Origin of the sequence: Oceanobacillus sp. FSL K6-0251 (genome assembly GCF_038004725.1) — a bacterium.
In the GTDB taxonomy this organism is placed as follows: Bacteria; Bacillota; Bacilli; order Bacillales; family Amphibacillaceae; genus Oceanobacillus; species Oceanobacillus oncorhynchi.
In genome coordinates, this window is sequence record NZ_JBBORS010000001.1 from 857132 (window position 1) to 874898 (window position 17767).

Here is a 17767-nt window from a genome sequence, read left to right on the forward strand (position 1 = left end):
ATCGGAATCCTCTTTTTACATTAGACTGTAATTCAGTTAGGATACCTTTCAAAAAATCTTGTATCTGCATCTTGAAATCAGAAATACACTTAAACTGTCATGGTTACTTTAGGGATTTGGCTGTCTTGCTTTCCCATATTTTCAGCTATATCCACTGCAGCCGCATAACCAAATACCATCGATGCCCCAATCGTTGCGCCAGGTCCGGGATAGGTTTCTCCCATGACAGAAGCGGTGCAATTTCCAGTAGCATATAATCCTGTAATTGGTCTGCCATCTTTTCTGACGACTCTGGCTGCTGCATCAATGACCAAACCGCCTTTGGTGCCAATATCGCCCGGGTAGATTGGGATTGCATAGTATGGTGCTTTGTTCAGCGGAGCAAGGTTAGGGTTATCCAGTGTCGGGTCACCATAATATCTGTCATAAGCACTATTCCCGCGTCCAAAATCCTCGTCCTGCCCATTGGCTGCAAATGTATTAAATCTGGAAATGGTATTAGCCAGCTTCTCTGGAGACACATTGATCTGCTCGGCTAATACCTCCGGAGTTTTTGCTTTTTTGGCATATCCTGTCTCAAACCATTCTTTAGGAAGCGGCTGTAACGGCATGATTCCGAATACCAGATAACGATTCTTCACCCGTTGATCAAAAATCATCCATGATGGTATCGTGGAGCTCTTTTCATGATTATTTTCATACATTTGATCAACAAATTCATGGTACGGAACTGATTCGTTGATATAGCGGTCGCCATTGCTGTTGACGATAATCAAGCCGGGCGTGGCGCGTTCAGCGACCGGCATAAATGCAGGTGCTCCAGGTGGTGCTGATGTAGGAGTTCCCCACATTTTATCCATTAAATCCAATTGTCCGCCCAGTTCGACTCCTGCTGCAATAATATCACCTGTCTGCTCTTCAGCTGACAGTGTCCATTCCGTATTGGAAGGCTGCGGTAAATATTTCTCCCGTAAATCCGGACTATGGGAAAACCCGCCAGAAGCAAAAACCACACCTTCCCGGGCCTGAATGTTGAGTTCCTTTCCATCTCTTTCGGCGATAACCCCTGTAACGCGATTATTTTCATAAATCAAATCTTTAAATGGGGTGTTAAGCCAAACTTCCCCGCCAGCCTCTTTGAGCGAGGTATACAGGCGGGCAACAACAGCTTCTCCTAAGGTAGTAGGTTTATACCCGGAAAGGAGTGTGCGAATTAGGCGCATTCCTACTTTCATTGCCTTTACTTTTCCAATCCACGTTCTCATGATCATATTTACTTTGTGGAATTCACTTGATTTTAGTACCATCCCTTTTGTTGGCAAGCCGGAAGTACGTAAATATTTCAAATCATCTCCTAAATTGCGAAGGTCAAAAAGCTGAGCTTCTACGGCTCTCCCAGATGCTAAACCTCCAGGTGATTCAGGATAATAATCGGAGTATTTAGGAGTGTATTCCCACCGGAAATGTGCTGTATTCTCATGCAGATACTTTACCATTTCGGGTCCTTTTTGCAGATAAGCCGATTTTAATACATCTGGAACGCGGTCTCCGACAGTAGCATCTAGATACGATTTTGCCTGTTCATACGTGTCCTTCACCCCGGCCTCCTCCAGATAAAGGTTGTTGGGAATCCAGATGGTTCCGCCGGATTTGGAAGTGGAGCCGCCAAATAGTGCAGTTTTTTCAATGACAATTACTGATAATCCGCGCAAGCAAGCTGTTAAAGCAGCTGTTAATCCGCCAGCGCCTGAACCCACAACAACGACATCATATTGCTCATTCCACTGATTTTCCAATGTTATGACCTCCCAATCAATCTTAAAATTATGATAAGCTATAAGTACGAGTTAACCTAAGTATAAATTTTTAATAAAGCGCTTTCAATCAGTAATATATTATGGTCTGTACACATAAACAACAGATTGCTGCAATATGTTTAAAAACAAAAAGGATTTGGGGTGGTTTGTGTGGTTACGAAGGATATGATAATGGACAGGCGGGTAAGAAGAACGAAAAAATTACTGAAGCATGCGCTGCTTGAATTGATGCAGCAAAAGCATTATGAGCAAATAACAGTGACAGATATCGTTGATTATGCGGATTATAACCGGGCTACTTTTTATCGGCATTATAATCAAAAGGCAGATTTAGTGAAGGAAATAATCACGGACCAGACAAATGGTCTTATTCAAGCCTTCAGCATTCCTTATAAGAAAAATAACTATATTCACTTAAGTTCCTTAGCTCCTTCAGAGATTGTTATTTTTAACCATATTCTCGAAAACAAGCATTTTTATGGGCTTTGGAAGGAATTTGAGGATATTCCAGGATTCTATGAAACTTTTTTGGAATCTATCACGCAATTTTTCAAACAGGATATTAATCTGATTACCCCGTGTCATGATGGGCTGGATAATAATATGTATACCTCGTTTTACGCTTATGGGATTTTAGGCATTATTTTAGATTGGATTAAAAACGATTTTGAACAATCGCCGGATTATATGGCAAATCAGCTTTGTAAAATAATCAATTACTATCCGGCGGAATCATTTATTACTGGGGATTCCTGATGAAATGAGTGAAGCATATCGTTAGACAGCTGGAAAACGGTTATAATATATACAAGTTGAATTAATACTTAGTTACTGGAGGAAAATAGATGTTAGCCATTGTAGAAAAAACAGAAAAAGGCTATTTAGCAACCTTTGAACGAAGATTTAAAAGCTCTGTTGAAGCAGTGTGGAGCACATTAACACAAAATGATAAACTGCAGCAGTGGATGCCGAACTTAGAAGTGGTAGACCTGCGTAAAAACGGAACAATGAAATTCAATATGAATGATGGAACAGGTAACTCCTTTGAGATTGCTATTCTAGATTTTCAGGCGCAGTCCTATTGGCAATTTGAATGGGGAGACGGTTCTGTCCGGTTTGAACTGGAGCCAGTAGAAAATGAATGTGTTCTTTTATTAAAGGAATATGTTCCGGATCTGAACGATCATATCCCGAAGGATTTAGCCGGATGGCAGGTATGTTTAGAGATGTTCCAGGCAGCGCTGGAAGGGAAACCAATGGATTTTCCAAAGGAATCATGGGAAGCACATTATAAAGCATATCAAAAAAAGATTAATCCATTTTTGAATGAAGAGAAATAAAACAACAGTGCCTCAAACTGAAATTGTCGAGGTACTGTTGTTTTATTTTAATAAGGGTCGGCGTCATGTCCTAACTCTTCTGCGTGCTTCGGAGCCTGCTCGGCATCCGTTGCTCCTAATGGATTTTGACTGGTGCCATGCTTTTTCGCCTGTTCTAATCCTTTTCGCAGGCGGCGTCCATATTCTTCATCTGCATCTTCTGCGAGTGCAATCATTTTATCTTGAATACGCTTGTCACAGGTCGATAAATCGCCAATCAGATTGGACAATAATTCATCTTTTTCCCAGTCTTCAAACTGACGGAAGGTTTCGCCTGCCTGTTTTGTATTATCATTGCGGTCAATGGATTCGCGTACAAGATGACCCTCTACAAAAGGTTTATATTCTTTTCCGGTCTGCTCTGCTTCCTCCAGACCGCCGAGTACAGACGGCTCGTAATTGATATGCGGGTTTTGTCCCGGGGCTTTATCATTTTCCTGACGTAATTGTCCGCCTTCCTGATTGGTTGCCACTCGTTTTTTCGCTGCGTTGATTGGCACTTGCAAATAGTTCGCTCCGACACGATAGCGCTGTGTGTCTGAATAAGAGAAGGTCCGTCCCTGAAGCATTTTATCGTCCGAAAAGTCCAGTCCGTCAACTAATACACCGGTGCCGAATGACGCCTGCTCTACCTCGGTGAAATAATTCTCCGGATTTTTATTTAATACCATTTTCCCGACTGGCAGCCATGGGAATTTATCCTCTGGCCATAGTTTGGTATCATCCAACGGGTCAAAATCAAGCTCCGGGTGATCATCGTCTGACATGATTTGCACCAGCAGCTCCCATTCTGGATAATCTCCATTTTCAATGCTGTCATATAAATCCTGTGTCGCATGGTTGAAATTTTCACCTTGAATTTCCGCTGCTTCTTTGGCGGTTAAATTTTTAATCCCTTGCTTCGGCTCCCAATGATATTTGACCAGCACTGCTTCACCTGCTTCATTGACCCATTTATAGGTGTTTACACCAGATCCCTGCATCATGCGGTAGTTGGCAGGAATGCCCCATGGGGAGTAAATAAAGGTCACCATATGAAAGGACTCTGGAGAATTGGAACAAAAATCAAAGAAACGCTCGGAATCCTGAATATTTGTTACGGGATCTGGACGGAAAGCGTGAATCATATCCGGGAACTTCATTGCATCACGAATAAAGAATATTTTTATATTGTTGCCGACCAGATCCCAGTTGCCATCCTCTGTGTAAAATTTGACTGCAAAACCACGCGGATCACGAACGGTTTCCGGCGAATGGTTGCCGTGTACCACTGTTGAAAAGCGGACGAATACAGGGGTCTGCTTCCCTTTATCCTGAAAAACTTTTGCTCTGGTGTACTTGGAAACCGGATCATCACCGACCGTTCCATAGGTTTCAAAATAGCCGTGCGCTCCTGCGCCTCGTGCGTGAACAATACGTTCTGGAACTTTTTCACGGTCAAAATGACTAATTTTTTCAATGAAATCATAGTTTTCCAGCGTTCCAGGACCACGATTGCCGACGGTCCGGATATTTTGGTTGTTGGTTACCGGATGCCCTTGACGGGTAGTTAAGGTTTTATCATTTTCCATGTTGGTTTGGTGCGTGGATTTTTCTTTATCAGCCATAGATTTATCCTCATTTCCATTATAAATTTCTTCTCATTAGCATTGCCAATCCAAATAAAATTAATCGTATCTTTGGAGGATTATTATCTGAGATGGAAAAAAATGCAGCGTAAGGGAGTTTGGACTATTTTCAAAAAGAACAAAATGCTCCTCCTGATGTTTTCAAATCCAATTCATTTTTGATTTTCTAAAGGAAAATAAGGGAGAGGACTTGAACTTTTCTTGCCAGCTATTACAATAGAAATAGACAAATAATTTGGAAAAGCTGTACATTCAGTACGGTTATATTCCATATTGATAATAGAACGTTTGAAATAAGTTAAGCTTAAAAAGTGGAGGTCAGACAATGCCGATTAAAATTCCGAGAGAGTTGCCTGCAAAAGAAATTCTGGAAGAGGAAAATATATTTGTGATGGATGAACAGCGCGCGGATGCACAGGAAATTCGTCCGCTTAGTATTCTTATTCTTAATTTAATGCCGGAAAAGCAAAAAACAGAAACGCAATTGTTAAGATATTTAGGAAATACACCGTTACAGGTGCGCATTTCTTTTTTACGAATGGCTTCACATGAATCAAAAACAACAAACCAGAATCATCTGGATACTTTTTATAAGACCTTTGAGGAGGTACGGGATAAAACATTTGACGGTATGATTATTACGGGCTCCCCGGTAGAGCATCTGTCTTTTACCGATGTGGATTATTGGGAGGAACTGCAGGAAATTATGGACTGGACGAATGATCATGTGACATCCACCCTGCATATTTGCTGGGGAGCACAGGCTGCTTTATATCATCATTATGGCATTGATAAGCATCCGCTTCCGAAAAAATGCTTTGGGATTTTTGAACATGATGTGTTAACACCAAAAGAACGCCTGGTAAGAGGGTTTGATGAAGTATTCTTAGCCCCGCATTCCCGCTATACAACGGTTTCTTTGGAAGAAATCGAAAATCATCCTGAACTGCAGCTGATTGCTGTATCCGATGACGCAGGAGTCTTTTTACTTGCTTCTAAGGATGGAAAGCATATTATGGCAACCGGGCATTTAGAATACATGGCAAATACATTGAAGGAAGAATATGAAAGAGACCATGCACGAGGAATCGATACAGCTATGCCGGAAAATTATTATCCCAATAATGATCCGGAAAAACAGCCGAAGCATCGTTGGAAGAGTCACTCCAGCCTGCTGTTTTCCAACTGGCTGAATTATTATGTGTATCAAGAAACCCCTTATGTATGGGGAGAAGAGTAAAAATAGATTGAATGAAGCAGAGAAGGGACTGGATGCGTCTGGTCCTTTTTTAAAACACCAAAAAATAAGGCTGAAGCAGCTGCCAGCCTTATTTTTTGGTGTTTATCCTAATCGTTTTTGATAAAACAGAGGCATGCTCATAAGCATTCATCAATCCCTGCTGCTGAATGGTTGTTTTAGGAATACTTTTATACAGCAAAGTAATTGGAAAGTTTGCTGAGAATGGAAAAGGTTCCATGGTTATTGTCTCCTTATCTTCCCAGCTGACAGAAAAAGCAGATGGAAAGGAGGATGCGGTGTTTGAAACGGATATCCCGTTTTTAAAAAAAGGATGAAGGTCTTTATCCGCGGCTCCCGGCTCATTCATACATGCGAACAGAGATAGATTATCGGAAAACTGTAAAAGCGTATAATCCATTTCAAACGTCGCTTGATTAAAATGATCCATCCTGCTGATCAGCCATTCCTGCCGCTCTGCTTCCTGCTGAACAAACGCTTTTGCTTCAGGGAGCGTGGATGTTACGAGAAAACGCTTATAATGTTCACTGCATAATAATGCGGCATACCTGTCCTTTTCCTGGACCTGCTCAATACCCTGCGTGTACAAGACGGTTTTTGGTATGTCTGGAAAATCGATAAAGGAATAGGGACGATTTGCCTGATCATTCCAAAAAGGCTGCTTGTCAAAGGCCTCCCAGCCGCAGTCATGCTGATAAGCTGCATAGATAACAGAATCTTTATAAGGCGTATGCTCGAAATAACCCGAGGCCAGATTTTTAACTATTTCTCCAGATACAGAAGCATGGTCTACCTGTGTTATAAAAATAAAATGGCCGTTCTGATTTCGGATAATCATTTTACTCATTCCCTTCCTTGTGATTGATTGCATGGAGAACGAAAGAGCCCCAGGAAGCTTTTCATATCATTAAAAAAATTACTTCTCCATTCTTAAAAAAGACGATGGATTACATTCTCCACCGTCTTTTTCTCTGTATTATATCATTTTATCAAAATGTATCCGTTTATATAAAGTATAGAAGATCGGAATGCCGATCAGTAAAACAATCAATTCACTGATTCCGGTTGTAAGCCATGTCAGCAGGAACGGTAATTGTAAAGCTATATTTAGCATAAAGGCAATAATAAACATATTAAAGCTGAAAATCAATGTATTTAGAAATAGCAGTGTCAGCTTGTTTTTAATATATTTTTTTAAGAAAATAATAATTCCTAAAGATATGGCGGTATGTGCTGTCCCGAATAAAAGATCCAATCCGCCTGCCATTGAAAATAAATTAGATGCAAATACACCAATCGTAATGCCGAAAAAGTAACGCTTATCAAAGATAATCAAATGGTTAAACATCTCTGATATTCGAAATTGAATCGCCCCAAATGCAACTGGGGAGACCAGTAGGGATACGGCGACATACAATGCTGCAATAATCCCGTTAATCACAAGTGTCCTTATATTCATATCCTGTTTTCCTCCTAGTTTTTTAGCGTGGGATGGTTACGAACCACGTTGAACCTAGCCTATCATACCAGTATCGAAGAAGGAAAACAATCGTTTTGTATATGTAATGATTTGGAAAACGCGAAGCCTTTAAACATAAAAACAAGTTTAACAGGGAGCGGACAAAATAAATGAAGTGACATCATGGAAAAGAAACGAAACTAAAAACAAACCCCCGGCTGTCAAATCGGGAGTTCGTCGTTATCAGGTTATTCTTCCAGTGCTGCTTCCAAAAATGTCCGATTAACCAATCCTTCAATTTCATCTGACTGCATATACCCAGCTTCGTAGCTGATCGTTGCCATTTCCTGCAGCACTTCTTCGTTGATTTCATACGTCGGATTGAGACGTTCGCTTGCTTCCAGCGTCTCCTCATAATCCAACTCGTTGCCTGTCGTTTCTTCAATGTGATTGACAAATAATTCAACTGCTTCTTCCTGATTCTCTTCAATAAATTCTACCGCCCTGGCGTGGGCACGCAAATAGGCCTGTGTTAATTCCTCATTGCTTTCCGTAAATGATTTTCGCGCAGTAACAACAGTTGTTGTTGATTCTGTACCCCATGCAAATTCTTCTTCATCAAGGAGGATGTCGGCGTTTGCCTGATTTTCCAGGTATACGCCCCAAGGCTCCTGTGTGGCCGCAGCATCAACGTCACCCTGCAGGAACAGCGTGGATGTATCGGCAGGCGCCTGCGGTACTAAGCTAATGGTTCCACCATCGTCATCTACTCCGAGTCCGACTTCATCTAATGCTTTTCGCAGCATGATGTCTTGCGTGGAACCGATCGTCGGGATGGCTACGCGCATGCCGTCAAGATCTTCAACGCTTTCAATCCCTGAATCTTCACGAGTGGCAAGGACAGCCCCGCCATTCACCGCTCCGGCAATGATTTCATGCTCCGGATTTCTTAAATAAGTTGTTGTTGCCGGAGACGGGCCAACAGTACCAATGTCGATATCCTGTGTGGACATAGCCTCCATAAAGGCACTGCCATCCGGGAATGTGGAGGTTTCGATATTTACCTCTTCTCCCATTTCTTCTTCAAAGTAACCATTTTCCAGCGCAACTACCGTAGTAATATGTGTAAAATTAGGGAAATATCCAATGTGTATTTCATCGGCAGCTTCTTCTGAACCACAGCCTGCCGCTCCTAATAAAAGAAGCGCACCCAGGCCGAATAATATTTTTTTCATATCCCTCATCCTTTCCATTAAGCTCCAACGCCCCATTTTCTTGCAACAGAGCGTTCCATTCTAAGAAATACCTGATTATCCATAATCGTACCGATGATACCGATCACAATCATAATAGAGAGTACTAAATCCATTGATTGCAAGGAGCGTCCCATATCTAACAGATACCCGAGGCCGCCGTTTCCACCGAGAAGCTCCCCAGCCATGATTGCGCGCCAGGCGAAAGCCCAAGCAACACGAAGACCAGAGATAATATGCGGTACGGATGCCGGAAGAATCACGGTTCGCACAAGATGCGTACCCGACGAACCTAATGTACGTGCAGCATTTAAATAAAGATTGGGCACATTTTTAAATCCGGTGCTTGCATTTACTGTCATTGTCCAGGTTGCTCCAATAGTCACAATAAATAAAATGGCTACATTCCCAAGTCCAAACCAGACAATAGCCAGAGGGAACCAGACAATACTCGGAATGGACTGTAACGCAGTCACAAAAAATCCAAGCGTATCATCCACCCATTTATAACGGGCAATTAAGTACCCAAAAATCAGACCTAAAATTACTGCTATGGAAAAACCGAGCAGCAGTCTCCCGAGCGTCATTCCTGTAGCTCCGAGTATTTGCCCGGAAATCAGACCGTTCACTAATGTGCTTAACACCGTGACTCCGCCGGGATCATTCGGGATAAGCAAAGGGGGAAACATAAAGGTCGGAAACAGGTTGGTTTTAGATATGATCTCCCATATAGTCACGATCACGATCACGAACAGCACTCGTCTTAAGGCGGTAATCATCCCCGAACTCCTCCTTCAACACTTTTTCCATTTCTTCTTCCAATTCCTTCATCACACGTGTTTCTAAATCTACAATTACACTATCTGATGGGTTACGCGGGCGCGCCGCCTGTACTCTGAAAGATTTTTTGATTGCTCCAGGTCTCGTGCTCATAAGCAATACCCGTTCTGAAAGCGTGAGTGCTTCACGAATATTATGCGTGATAAAGAGAATGGTTTTTCCGGTTTTTTGCCAAATTTCTTGCAGCTCCTGATGCAAAATAAGCCGTGTCTGTTCATCAAGGGCTGCAAATGGTTCATCCATCAAAAGAACGTCAGGATCCATCACGAGAGCACGCGCAATTGCTACACGCTGCTGCATGCCGCCCGATAATTCATGGGGAAAAGCATGCGCAAAATTTCCGAGATGCACCATTCGAAGCCCTTCCATTGCTTTTTTTTCCGCTTCTTTTTTGCTCATTTTTTTCAACAGCAGTCCATATGTAACATTATCCATGACATTCATCCATGGAAATAAACCGCCTTGTTGAAAAACAACGACCCGGTCAGTCCCCGGTCCTTTAACTTTTTTATCATTCACATATACTTCTCCAGAAGTCGGGCTGTCCAGACCGGCGATTAAATTCAAAATCGTAGACTTGCCGCAGCCGGAAGGTCCAAGCAAAGAAACAAATTCGCCAGCTTCAATTTGGAGATCGATATCATGCAGGACATGGAGCGAATCCGTTTTGCCTTTGGGGAAGCTTTTATTTACCTGCTCCAGTTTTACCTTCATAAAGAACCTCTCCTTCAAAATAATAAATAAATACAAGTAAACTTATAAGGATTATATATTATGCGAAAAAAAGCGTCAAGGGAACTTGTATTGTGATACGTTTGGTATTTTATTAAATGAATTATAAAATCTTGCCCAAATGACAGGCATAAAGGGAAGGGTTCATGCGTTTTCTCTCAACGGCAGTTTTAAAAAAATGTTTCCGTTTGAAAAAACATTAAAAAAGAAGAATCAACACCAAAATCTATGGTTGGAAAATAGAATTAAATGTGATAAAAGCAACAAGCTAGCGGAGGAAAAACACGGAGACTCCTATGGGAAGGCGCGGGACATAAGTGCGACTATGCTTCTGTCTGCGCCTGCCGGCTTGCCAATCAGCAAGTCTTCTTTAAAGGAGATGAGCTCGGGGCCCATGGAAAGCGTAGTGTATTTCCGTAGCGGTCGCTTACAGCAAATATATATCTACTATGTCACCCATAGATTTTGGTGAAGAGCCAAAAAGAAAAACCTGCAAATATTTTGACCATCGTACTTACTTTATTTATAATAAGTTACATAAAGTAAGTTTATTATTTTTAGTTAATTATAAATCAATTAAGAAAGGTGACTAATACTATATGGAAAATAAATTTTTTGAATCTCCGACAATGCATGTATCAGATATAACCATTCAAGTAGCGAATTTACAGCGTTCCCTCGATTTTTATCATACTTTTCTAGGCTTTCAAGTGATGGAGGAGACAGAAAACCAGGCCATCCTTTCTGCTGATGGAAAGAAGGCTTTAATCATACTGGAACAGCCGGAAGGAGTGCTGCCGAAACAAGGCAAAACCACAGGGCTTTATCATTTTGCCATTTTATTGCCTCAAAGAGCGGATTTGGCGGCATTTTTAAAACATCTTCTGCAGGCAGGGAAAGCATACAGCCTGCAATTAGGGGCTGCCGATCATATTGTCAGTGAAGCACTCTATTTTTCTGATCCGGATGGAAATGGAATCGAAGTTGCCAGAGACCGATTGTCTAAAAGCTGGAAGTGGATAGATGAATCCGTGCAAATGAGTACGAATCCGCTTGATGCAGATGGACTGCTGGCAGAGGCTGCTGGTGATTGGCAGGGGATGCCTGTGGAAACACGTATTGGACATGTGCATCTCCATGTGAATGATTTGCTGGCAGCAAAGGAATTTTACATTAAGGGAATAGGGTTCCAAGAGGTAACTGGATTTCCTGGAGCATCTTTTTTATCTGACAACGGTTATCATCACCATATTGCGATTAATACATGGAATGGGGAAGGAGCACCGATTCCAGATTTACAAGCGGCTGGGATGCAGTTTTTTACAATAACGTACCCGAATAAAGAGGAGATAGACAAAGTGGTTCAAAGATTGGCAGCATTAGGTTATCCGGCTGATGAAGGAATGGTAAAGGACCCTGCAGGAAATCATATTTTTCTAACTGTTGCAGCAAAATAAAAAACATCTGCTTGAAAAAAGTGGATAGGTAAATCCAATTGAGGTAGAATAAAAACACAATATACAGCGAGAGATGGGAGCACCTCCATGGAATATATTTTATTAATTATTGGATTTGGATTGTTAGTAAAAGGGGCAGACTGGTTTGTTGACGGCTCCTCTAATGTTGCTCAGCTGCTGCGCGTTCCACCGATTTTAATCGGATTAACGATTGTTGCCTTAGGGACAAGTGCACCGGAAGCAACGGTAAGTATTATTGCAGCAGTGCAAGGAACAGCCGATGTAGCAGTTGGAAACGTCGTGGGAAGTAATATCTTTAATATTACGCTTGTTATCGGTTTGGCAGCTGCAATTTATCCGCTTCGGGTTCAAAATGAAATGATAGTCAAACAGATTCCTTTTGCATTACTGGCGGCAGTAGCCTTGTTTGCCTTAGGTAGCGATGTGCTGCTGCAAGGTTCGGGAGCAGATATCCTCAGCAGAGGCGATGGAATCATTTTCTTTCTGTTTTTAGCAATTTTTATGTATTACATCATTGAGGTCGGTTTGAAAAGCAGAAAAGAAACCAAAGCAGTCAGAGATTCCAATGTAAAATGGGGAAAGAGCACCTTCATTACGCTTCTCGGATTGGCTGCCATTATTTTGGGAGGGCAATTCGTTGTAACCAATGCAACAGAAATTGCTCTGTCATGGGGGATGAGTGAGGCGCTGGTCGGTCTGACCATCGTCGCAGTAGGAACCTCCCTGCCCGAATTAGTTACCTCGATATCTGCAGCGCTTAAAAATGAAAGTGAAATTGCCTTAGGAAACGTGGTCGGCAGCTGTATTTTTAATATCTTATTTGTTCTTGGTGCAGCATCGCTGATTACTCCTTTATCCATCAACCCTGTTATCTTCACAGATATTTGGATAATGATTGTGCTGACCATCCTTCTATTGATTTTTTCCAGAACAAGCTTTCGAATTGGAAGAAGAGAAGGGATTATACTTGCTCTTATATATGTAGCATATACCGTCTACATTATTATAAGAAATTAAAAAAGAAGGAGACCCGGTCTCCTTCTTTTACTTTGCATACCAGCTGGCAGCTGCTTTAACTTCGCTCATCGTCAGCTGGTGTCCATTACTCTCCCAATGGATCTCAGCTTTAGCCCCGGCGTTTGCCAGCAAACGCTGCAATTCCTCCGCTTCTTCCGGAGGACACATCGGATCATTATTACCCGCAGCAATAAACACGTCTGTACCAGTTAAATCCGGAAGGTCAATGCCCTTTCTCGGTACCATCGGATGATGAAGAATTGCCTTTTGCAGGGAGTCTTTATAATGGAATAAAAGACTTCCGGCAATATTAGCTCCGTTCGAATAGCCGATTGCTGTAACTTGTTTTCGGTCAAAACCTTCTTTTTGGCTAGCCTCATTTAAAAAATCATGTAATTCTTCTGTGCGTTTGATTAAATCTTCTTCATCAAAAACACCTTCCTCCAAACGGCGGAAAAAACGGGGCATGCCGTTTTCCAACACGTTTCCGCGAACGCTCAAAACATTTGCCTCTGAATCAATGATATTCGCTAAAGGTAATAAATCATTTTCTGTACCGCCTGTTCCATGCAGGAGAAGCAGGGTAGGACCAGTCGGACCCGCTTTTTCTTCATAGATATACTTCATTGATGTTCATCCTTCCCACTTGCGTTATTCTTTTTCAGCGGCTTGATGGCCAACCTTTTTCAATACCTCGATAACAGTCGCTTTATCGCTCTCTGAAATTCCTTGGAACATCTCTTCAATCACCTGCTGATGCTTCGGGAAAATCTCATCCATCATTTGTTTTCCTTTTGCTGTAATTTCTAAATAAACTGCTCTTCTGTCATCAGGACAATTTGTCCGGATTAAGAGCTCTTTTTTTTCAAGCTTATCAATGACGTAGGTTATCGACCCTGTGCTGATCAATACGGATTCCGAAATTTCCCGGATAGTTTGTCTGCCTTTATGATACAATGCTTCTAAAATAGCAAAGTCAGATGCGCGCATGCCGTGATTTTTGATATCTTTTTTTGTTAATTCTTCTAACGCTTTAGAAGCCTTCATGGTAATGACGAAAGCTTTCAATGATAAATTTTCAGCCAAAATAATCACCTCTCTTTTGTGATATAAAAATATATTTAATTAAGATATATGTAATTAAATAATAATGAATGATAACTAATTTGTCAAGTGAGCGAGGGAGAGGTATGTGCTTTGCGGCATCAAAAATCCTCTGGTGTTACAGTCATTACAGCGTTCTTTACAGGGCGGCTGTTTAACCTAAGAAAAAGTGTCGCGGAACACATGGTAGGGAAAACGATAAGAAAGATTGATGATTGAGAAATGAAGGAGAGTTAATGTGAGCAAGAATAAATTTGAAGAACATCTAGATGCAGCAGGAATTGCGTTTGATTTGCTTCTTTTCCTGCCTATATTTGTATCTAACTTAGCAGGAATTTTCAGCAAGGATGTATTTGCTGAAAACCCCTTGTATTTTCCAGCTATTTTATCATCGATATTATAGAGATATAATGACATAACAGTTTTAGAGCTTTAATTTTCTTCATCCGTTTTAATCTTATGCATCTGCATCCGTTCATTAAACAGTGTCGGATAGGAGAGAAAACCAAGCATAATGCTGGTTACAGCAGCTGTTGTCAATAATAGAAAGAGAATTAACAGCTGGAATTGGACTGCTTGGATTGGGTCAGCTCCAGCAATAATCTGCCCGCTCATCATTCCCGGCAGTTGAACGAGACCGATTGTTTTTTGACTTTCAATCGTGGGAATCAAGCTCGCTTTAATAGAATGAATCAAGGGCAAATGGATAGCCTGCTTTGGTGTTCCGCCTAAAGAAAGCAGGAGCTCTGTTTCTTTTTTCTGTGTTTGGATTTCTGATGTGAAACGGTTCAGAAAAAGAATGGCAAGCACCATGGAATTACCGACAACCATTCCGCTGATAGGGATAATGTATTGTGCAGTCGGCGGTGTAATTTGAAATCCCAATAGAATACCCTGTGTCAGCAGCTCAATAAAAACAAATGTCAGAATCAGCTTCCATATGACTCCCTTGATTGATGCGCCTTTTTTCTGTGCATTATGTGTGGCTGCGCCAATCATGAGAGCAACCATTAAGATAATAAAAAGATAACTGTCTGATTCAAAGACAAAGGTTAAAATAAAGCCGACAGCTATAAGCTGAATAATCGATCGAATGGTTGCGATAAACGTATCTTTTTCCAAGCCGAGACGTAACGTTTTAGAAAGGATTAAAGGAATCAGGACGAAAATAAGCGATAAGCTCAAGTTTAGGACGCTCATTGCCATTCCCCCTTCACAAATTCCTGTACCCGGGAGTCAGCCGGATTTTTCAATAAGTCTTTCCTGCCTGCCTCAACGAGTTCGCCGTTCATCATGACCCATGTATCATCGCCAATATGTAAAGCTTGTTCTAAATTATGAGTAATCCAGGCAATGGTCACAGAGAATTTCTGATTAATATGCTGGATTAACTGCTCTATATCCGATGTGGATACCCGGTCGAGGGAGGAGGTAATCTCATCCAGCAGCAAGACCTTTGGACGATTGACAAGCGTACGTGCAATGGACACCTTTTGCCGCTGGCCTCCGGATAAATCTGTAACATCCCGGTGGAGAAAAGAAGCATCCAGTCCAACCTGCGTAAGCAAATGCGCTGCCTCTTCTTTTTCTAATTCTTGGTTTTGAAGTGTTTTTGGCATAGCCAGATTTTTATAAACGCTCCCCCGCAGCATCGTCGCATCTTGAAGTGCAATGCCAACGGTACGCCGTAACGCAGTCGGTTCCATGGTTTGAATGTTTTTTCCAAATAGATAGATGTCCCCTTTGGTTGGAGAAATCAATCCGTTTAATAAGCGGAATATCGTTGTCTTTCCAGCTCCGGAAGGGCCGACAAAGGTGGTGATTTTTCCTTCAGACAGGAAGCCGGATATATCTTTAATAATATCTAAATCTTCATCAGAATAGCTGACATGGTTTAGTTCTATGGCTGCTTTATCGGTTGATTTCATTGTTTGCTCCATGGTGAAGTTCCTTTCTGAAATGGGTATAGAAGAGAAGCAGGAGAGAGAATCTCCTGCTGAACAAATCTTATTCTATCATTCCTCTTGTTGATTTAAAAGCGTGCGTTTTTGCTGGAGAAGCTTTTGAAATTCCTGATCCAGTTCATCCGACGGCTCCAGGCTGAGCTTGCTTAATGTTTCTGTTATCTTTGTTTCAATAATCATTAACTGCTGTTCGATTGGATCTTCCTGTGTTTCTTTTTCTGTTGATTCTTTATGGAGCTGCTGGATGCTTCCATCAAAAAAGGTAAGCTGCTGCTGGCTTATTTTAATGACCTTGGTTGCGATATTATTGATAAACTGCCGATCATGGGATACAAATAAAACAGTGCCCTCATAGGCTTGAAGCAGATCTTCTAATGCTTCGACCGCCTCGATATCGAGGTAGTTTGTCGGCTCGTCAAGAATCAGCATATTGATATCACTGACAAAAAGCTTTGCAAATGCCACCTTAACCTGCTCTCCGCCACTGAGTACATGGACAGGCTTAAAAACATCATCACCATAGAAATGCAGCCGCGCTAAAACCGTCCGAATCAGAGTTTCATCCTGCTTAGATGTTTCTTTGACATTTTCCAGAATCGACTTTTCCTGGTTTAAGGTAGATAAATCCTGTTGAAAATAACCAATTTTTATAGACGGATTTAAGGTGATACCGGCATCTTTACGCATTATTTTTTTAATAAACGTGGTTTTGCCTGCTCCATTTGGACCGATGATGCCAACCTTATCTCCATTTTTGATATTTAAACTGGCTTTTTCCCATAGTTGCTTTCCGGGAACAGCACCTTCTACATCCTCTATCCGTAAAATAATTTTCTGCTGTAATTTCTCTTGATGGGGAAGTGTCATTTTCAAGGGAGCAGCTTCTTTTACCTTATCCACTTTTTCCATATTATCTAACCGGCTTTCTAAAGCTTTGGATGTTTTTTGCAGCTTTTTCTGCTTTTTCGCAAAGTAGGGTTTCGCCCCTTTTAAGGATTCTTCCGTAGAGCCAATTTTGCTTTTCGGTGTTTTGGTTGCCCGCTGTGCTTTTTGTTCTTTTTTCTCTATCGCACGCTCAAGCTGCCTTTTTTTCTGCTGATAATGCTCATAATCCAGCCGTTGTTTTTCGAGTTCTTTATCCTTTTGCTCCCGGTATGCTGTATAATTGCCGGAATAAATTTGGATGTGCTCTTCGTCAATTTCCCAAATTTGCTGACATAGTTTATCTAAAAAATTACGATCATGAGAGACGATAATTAATGCCCCCTGCCAATGGGACAGCTGCTTTTCAACCCATTCAATATGAGCAGTATCCAGGTTGGTTGTCGGTTCATCAGCAAGGAGGAGACCGGTTTGTTTCTGTAAAGCTTCTACAATATACGCCTGCGTCACTTCGCCGCCGCTTTTTTGATCACGCTTCTCTTTTAATTGTGGCAATAATTCCACCGAAGTATGCATATGAATCGTACCTTGCTCCGGTGGAATGTTACCGGCAAGCAGGTTGAGCAGCGTTGTTTTGCCCGAGCCATTTTTTCCGACTAAACCAATCCGGTCTTTGGCATGAACAACCAAATGCTCTATCGAAAATAATTCCCGATCTTTGATACTGTGTTTGATATGATGTGCTTCTAAAATTCTCATAAAATCATCTCCGTATCTATGAAGGATGGGAATAGGGGAGTTAATTGCATAAAAAAACCCCTATTCTGCATTCAGAACAGGAGTCGCCAAAAAATGAAATGGGCATACGTATCGCTCATTTCATACGGGTATTTATCACAAAGGATAAAAGGCTAATCCTGTTCTGAAATCGTTCCATGAGAGCATGAAAAATAATA

The 17767-nt window shown here is 41.5% G+C and carries 18 protein-coding genes and 1 riboswitch; of the genes, 6 read left to right on the forward strand and 12 right to left on the reverse strand.

Going from position 1 to position 17767, the window contains the following annotated elements; genetic code table 11:
• Positions 1–89 precede the first annotated feature (89 nt).
• Entirely contained in the window at positions 90–1796 is a 1707-nt protein-coding gene (locus MKY45_RS04295) for an FAD-dependent oxidoreductase (protein WP_042531997.1), read from the reverse strand.
• Between the two features lie 171 nt (positions 1797–1967).
• Here MKY45_RS04295 and MKY45_RS04300 point away from each other — a divergent pair, with 171 nt between their 5' ends.
• Both MKY45_RS04300 and MKY45_RS04305 read left to right on the forward strand, forming a co-directional pair.
• Positions 1968–2573: a TetR/AcrR family transcriptional regulator gene (locus MKY45_RS04300; protein WP_042531999.1), complete on the forward strand. Its 606-nt coding sequence runs from the start codon at positions 1968–1970 to the stop codon at positions 2571–2573.
• An 89-nt stretch (positions 2574–2662) separates the two neighbouring features.
• Positions 2663–3157: an SRPBCC family protein gene (locus MKY45_RS04305; RefSeq protein ID WP_042532000.1), complete on the forward strand. Its 495-nt coding sequence runs from the start codon at positions 2663–2665 to the stop codon at positions 3155–3157.
• A gap of 47 nt (positions 3158–3204) precedes the next feature.
• Here the strand turns inward: MKY45_RS04305 and MKY45_RS04310 are convergent, their stop codons facing one another.
• A complete protein-coding gene (locus MKY45_RS04310; RefSeq protein ID WP_042532002.1) occupies positions 3205–4803 on the reverse strand; it encodes a catalase in 1599 nt (532 codons plus the stop codon).
• 346 nt (positions 4804–5149) lie between these two features.
• Between MKY45_RS04310 and metA the strand changes: the two genes are divergently transcribed.
• The gene (metA, locus tag MKY45_RS04315) at positions 5150–6064 is read left to right on the forward strand and encodes a homoserine O-acetyltransferase MetA (protein ID WP_042532005.1); all 915 of its coding nucleotides are present in this window, start codon (positions 5150–5152) and stop codon (positions 6062–6064) included.
• 88 nt (positions 6065–6152) lie between these two features.
• Here metA and MKY45_RS04320 read toward each other — a convergent pair whose 3' ends face one another.
• From MKY45_RS04320 to MKY45_RS04340, 5 genes are all read right to left on the reverse strand, one after another.
• Positions 6153–6929, reverse strand: a complete 777-nt coding sequence (locus tag MKY45_RS04320) for a DUF3891 family protein (RefSeq protein WP_226894937.1) — start codon at positions 6927–6929, stop codon at positions 6153–6155.
• Positions 6930–7058: 129 nt separating this feature from the next.
• Positions 7059–7541, reverse strand: a complete 483-nt coding sequence (locus tag MKY45_RS04325) for a QueT transporter family protein (RefSeq protein WP_042532008.1) — start codon at positions 7539–7541, stop codon at positions 7059–7061.
• A gap of 8 nt (positions 7542–7549) precedes the next feature.
• A riboswitch (PreQ1 riboswitch) is annotated at positions 7550–7594 on the reverse strand.
• A 195-nt stretch (positions 7595–7789) separates the two neighbouring features.
• A complete protein-coding gene (locus MKY45_RS04330; RefSeq protein ID WP_212928594.1) occupies positions 7790–8776 on the reverse strand; it encodes an ABC transporter substrate-binding protein in 987 nt (328 codons plus the stop codon).
• 17 nt (positions 8777–8793) lie between these two features.
• On the reverse strand, positions 8794–9573 hold the full coding sequence (locus tag MKY45_RS04335; protein WP_193064014.1) for an ABC transporter permease: 780 nt from the start codon (positions 9571–9573) through the stop codon (positions 8794–8796).
• Positions 9506–10348 carry an ABC transporter ATP-binding protein gene (locus MKY45_RS04340; protein ID WP_341172569.1) on the reverse strand — a complete coding sequence of 281 codons (843 nt, stop codon included), beginning with the start codon at positions 10346–10348 and terminating at the stop codon, positions 9506–9508. Before MKY45_RS04340 ends, MKY45_RS04335 begins: the two co-directional genes overlap by 68 nt.
• A gap of 617 nt (positions 10349–10965) precedes the next feature.
• Here MKY45_RS04340 and MKY45_RS04345 point away from each other — a divergent pair.
• Together MKY45_RS04345 and MKY45_RS04350 are read left to right on the forward strand one after the other, a co-directional pair.
• Entirely contained in the window at positions 10966–11823 is an 858-nt protein-coding gene (locus MKY45_RS04345) for a VOC family protein (protein ID WP_212928596.1), read from the forward strand.
• Between the two features lie 87 nt (positions 11824–11910).
• Positions 11911–12861 carry a calcium/sodium antiporter gene (locus tag MKY45_RS04350; RefSeq protein WP_212928597.1) on the forward strand — a complete coding sequence of 317 codons (951 nt, stop codon included), beginning with the start codon at positions 11911–11913 and terminating at the stop codon, positions 12859–12861.
• A gap of 27 nt (positions 12862–12888) precedes the next feature.
• On the opposite strand, the gene MKY45_RS04355 is transcribed toward MKY45_RS04350, so the two are convergent.
• Positions 12889–13488, reverse strand: a complete 600-nt coding sequence (locus MKY45_RS04355; RefSeq protein WP_341172570.1) for an alpha/beta hydrolase — start codon at positions 13486–13488, stop codon at positions 12889–12891.
• A 24-nt stretch (positions 13489–13512) separates the two neighbouring features.
• On the reverse strand, positions 13513–13947 hold the full coding sequence (locus MKY45_RS04360; RefSeq protein ID WP_052484979.1) for a MarR family winged helix-turn-helix transcriptional regulator: 435 nt from the start codon (positions 13945–13947) through the stop codon (positions 13513–13515).
• 256 nt (positions 13948–14203) lie between these two features.
• Between MKY45_RS04360 and MKY45_RS04365 the strand changes: the two genes are divergently transcribed.
• Positions 14204–14368, forward strand: coding sequence for a hypothetical protein (locus tag MKY45_RS04365; protein WP_193064009.1), 165 nt, complete (start codon positions 14204–14206; stop codon positions 14366–14368).
• Between the two features lie 29 nt (positions 14369–14397).
• Here MKY45_RS04365 and MKY45_RS04370 read toward each other — a convergent pair whose 3' ends face one another.
• From MKY45_RS04370 to MKY45_RS04380, 3 genes are all read right to left on the reverse strand, one after another.
• Positions 14398–15165 carry an ABC transporter permease gene (locus MKY45_RS04370; RefSeq protein WP_341172571.1) on the reverse strand — a complete coding sequence of 256 codons (768 nt, stop codon included), beginning with the start codon at positions 15163–15165 and terminating at the stop codon, positions 14398–14400.
• Positions 15162–15905, reverse strand: a complete 744-nt coding sequence (locus tag MKY45_RS04375) for an ABC transporter ATP-binding protein (protein WP_244882365.1) — start codon at positions 15903–15905, stop codon at positions 15162–15164. The genes MKY45_RS04370 and MKY45_RS04375 overlap by 4 nt, the downstream gene beginning before the upstream one ends.
• A gap of 75 nt (positions 15906–15980) precedes the next feature.
• The gene (locus tag MKY45_RS04380) at positions 15981–17570 is read right to left on the reverse strand and encodes a Vga family ABC-F type ribosomal protection protein (RefSeq protein ID WP_042532028.1); all 1590 of its coding nucleotides are present in this window, start codon (positions 17568–17570) and stop codon (positions 15981–15983) included.
• Positions 17571–17767 lie beyond the last annotated feature (197 nt).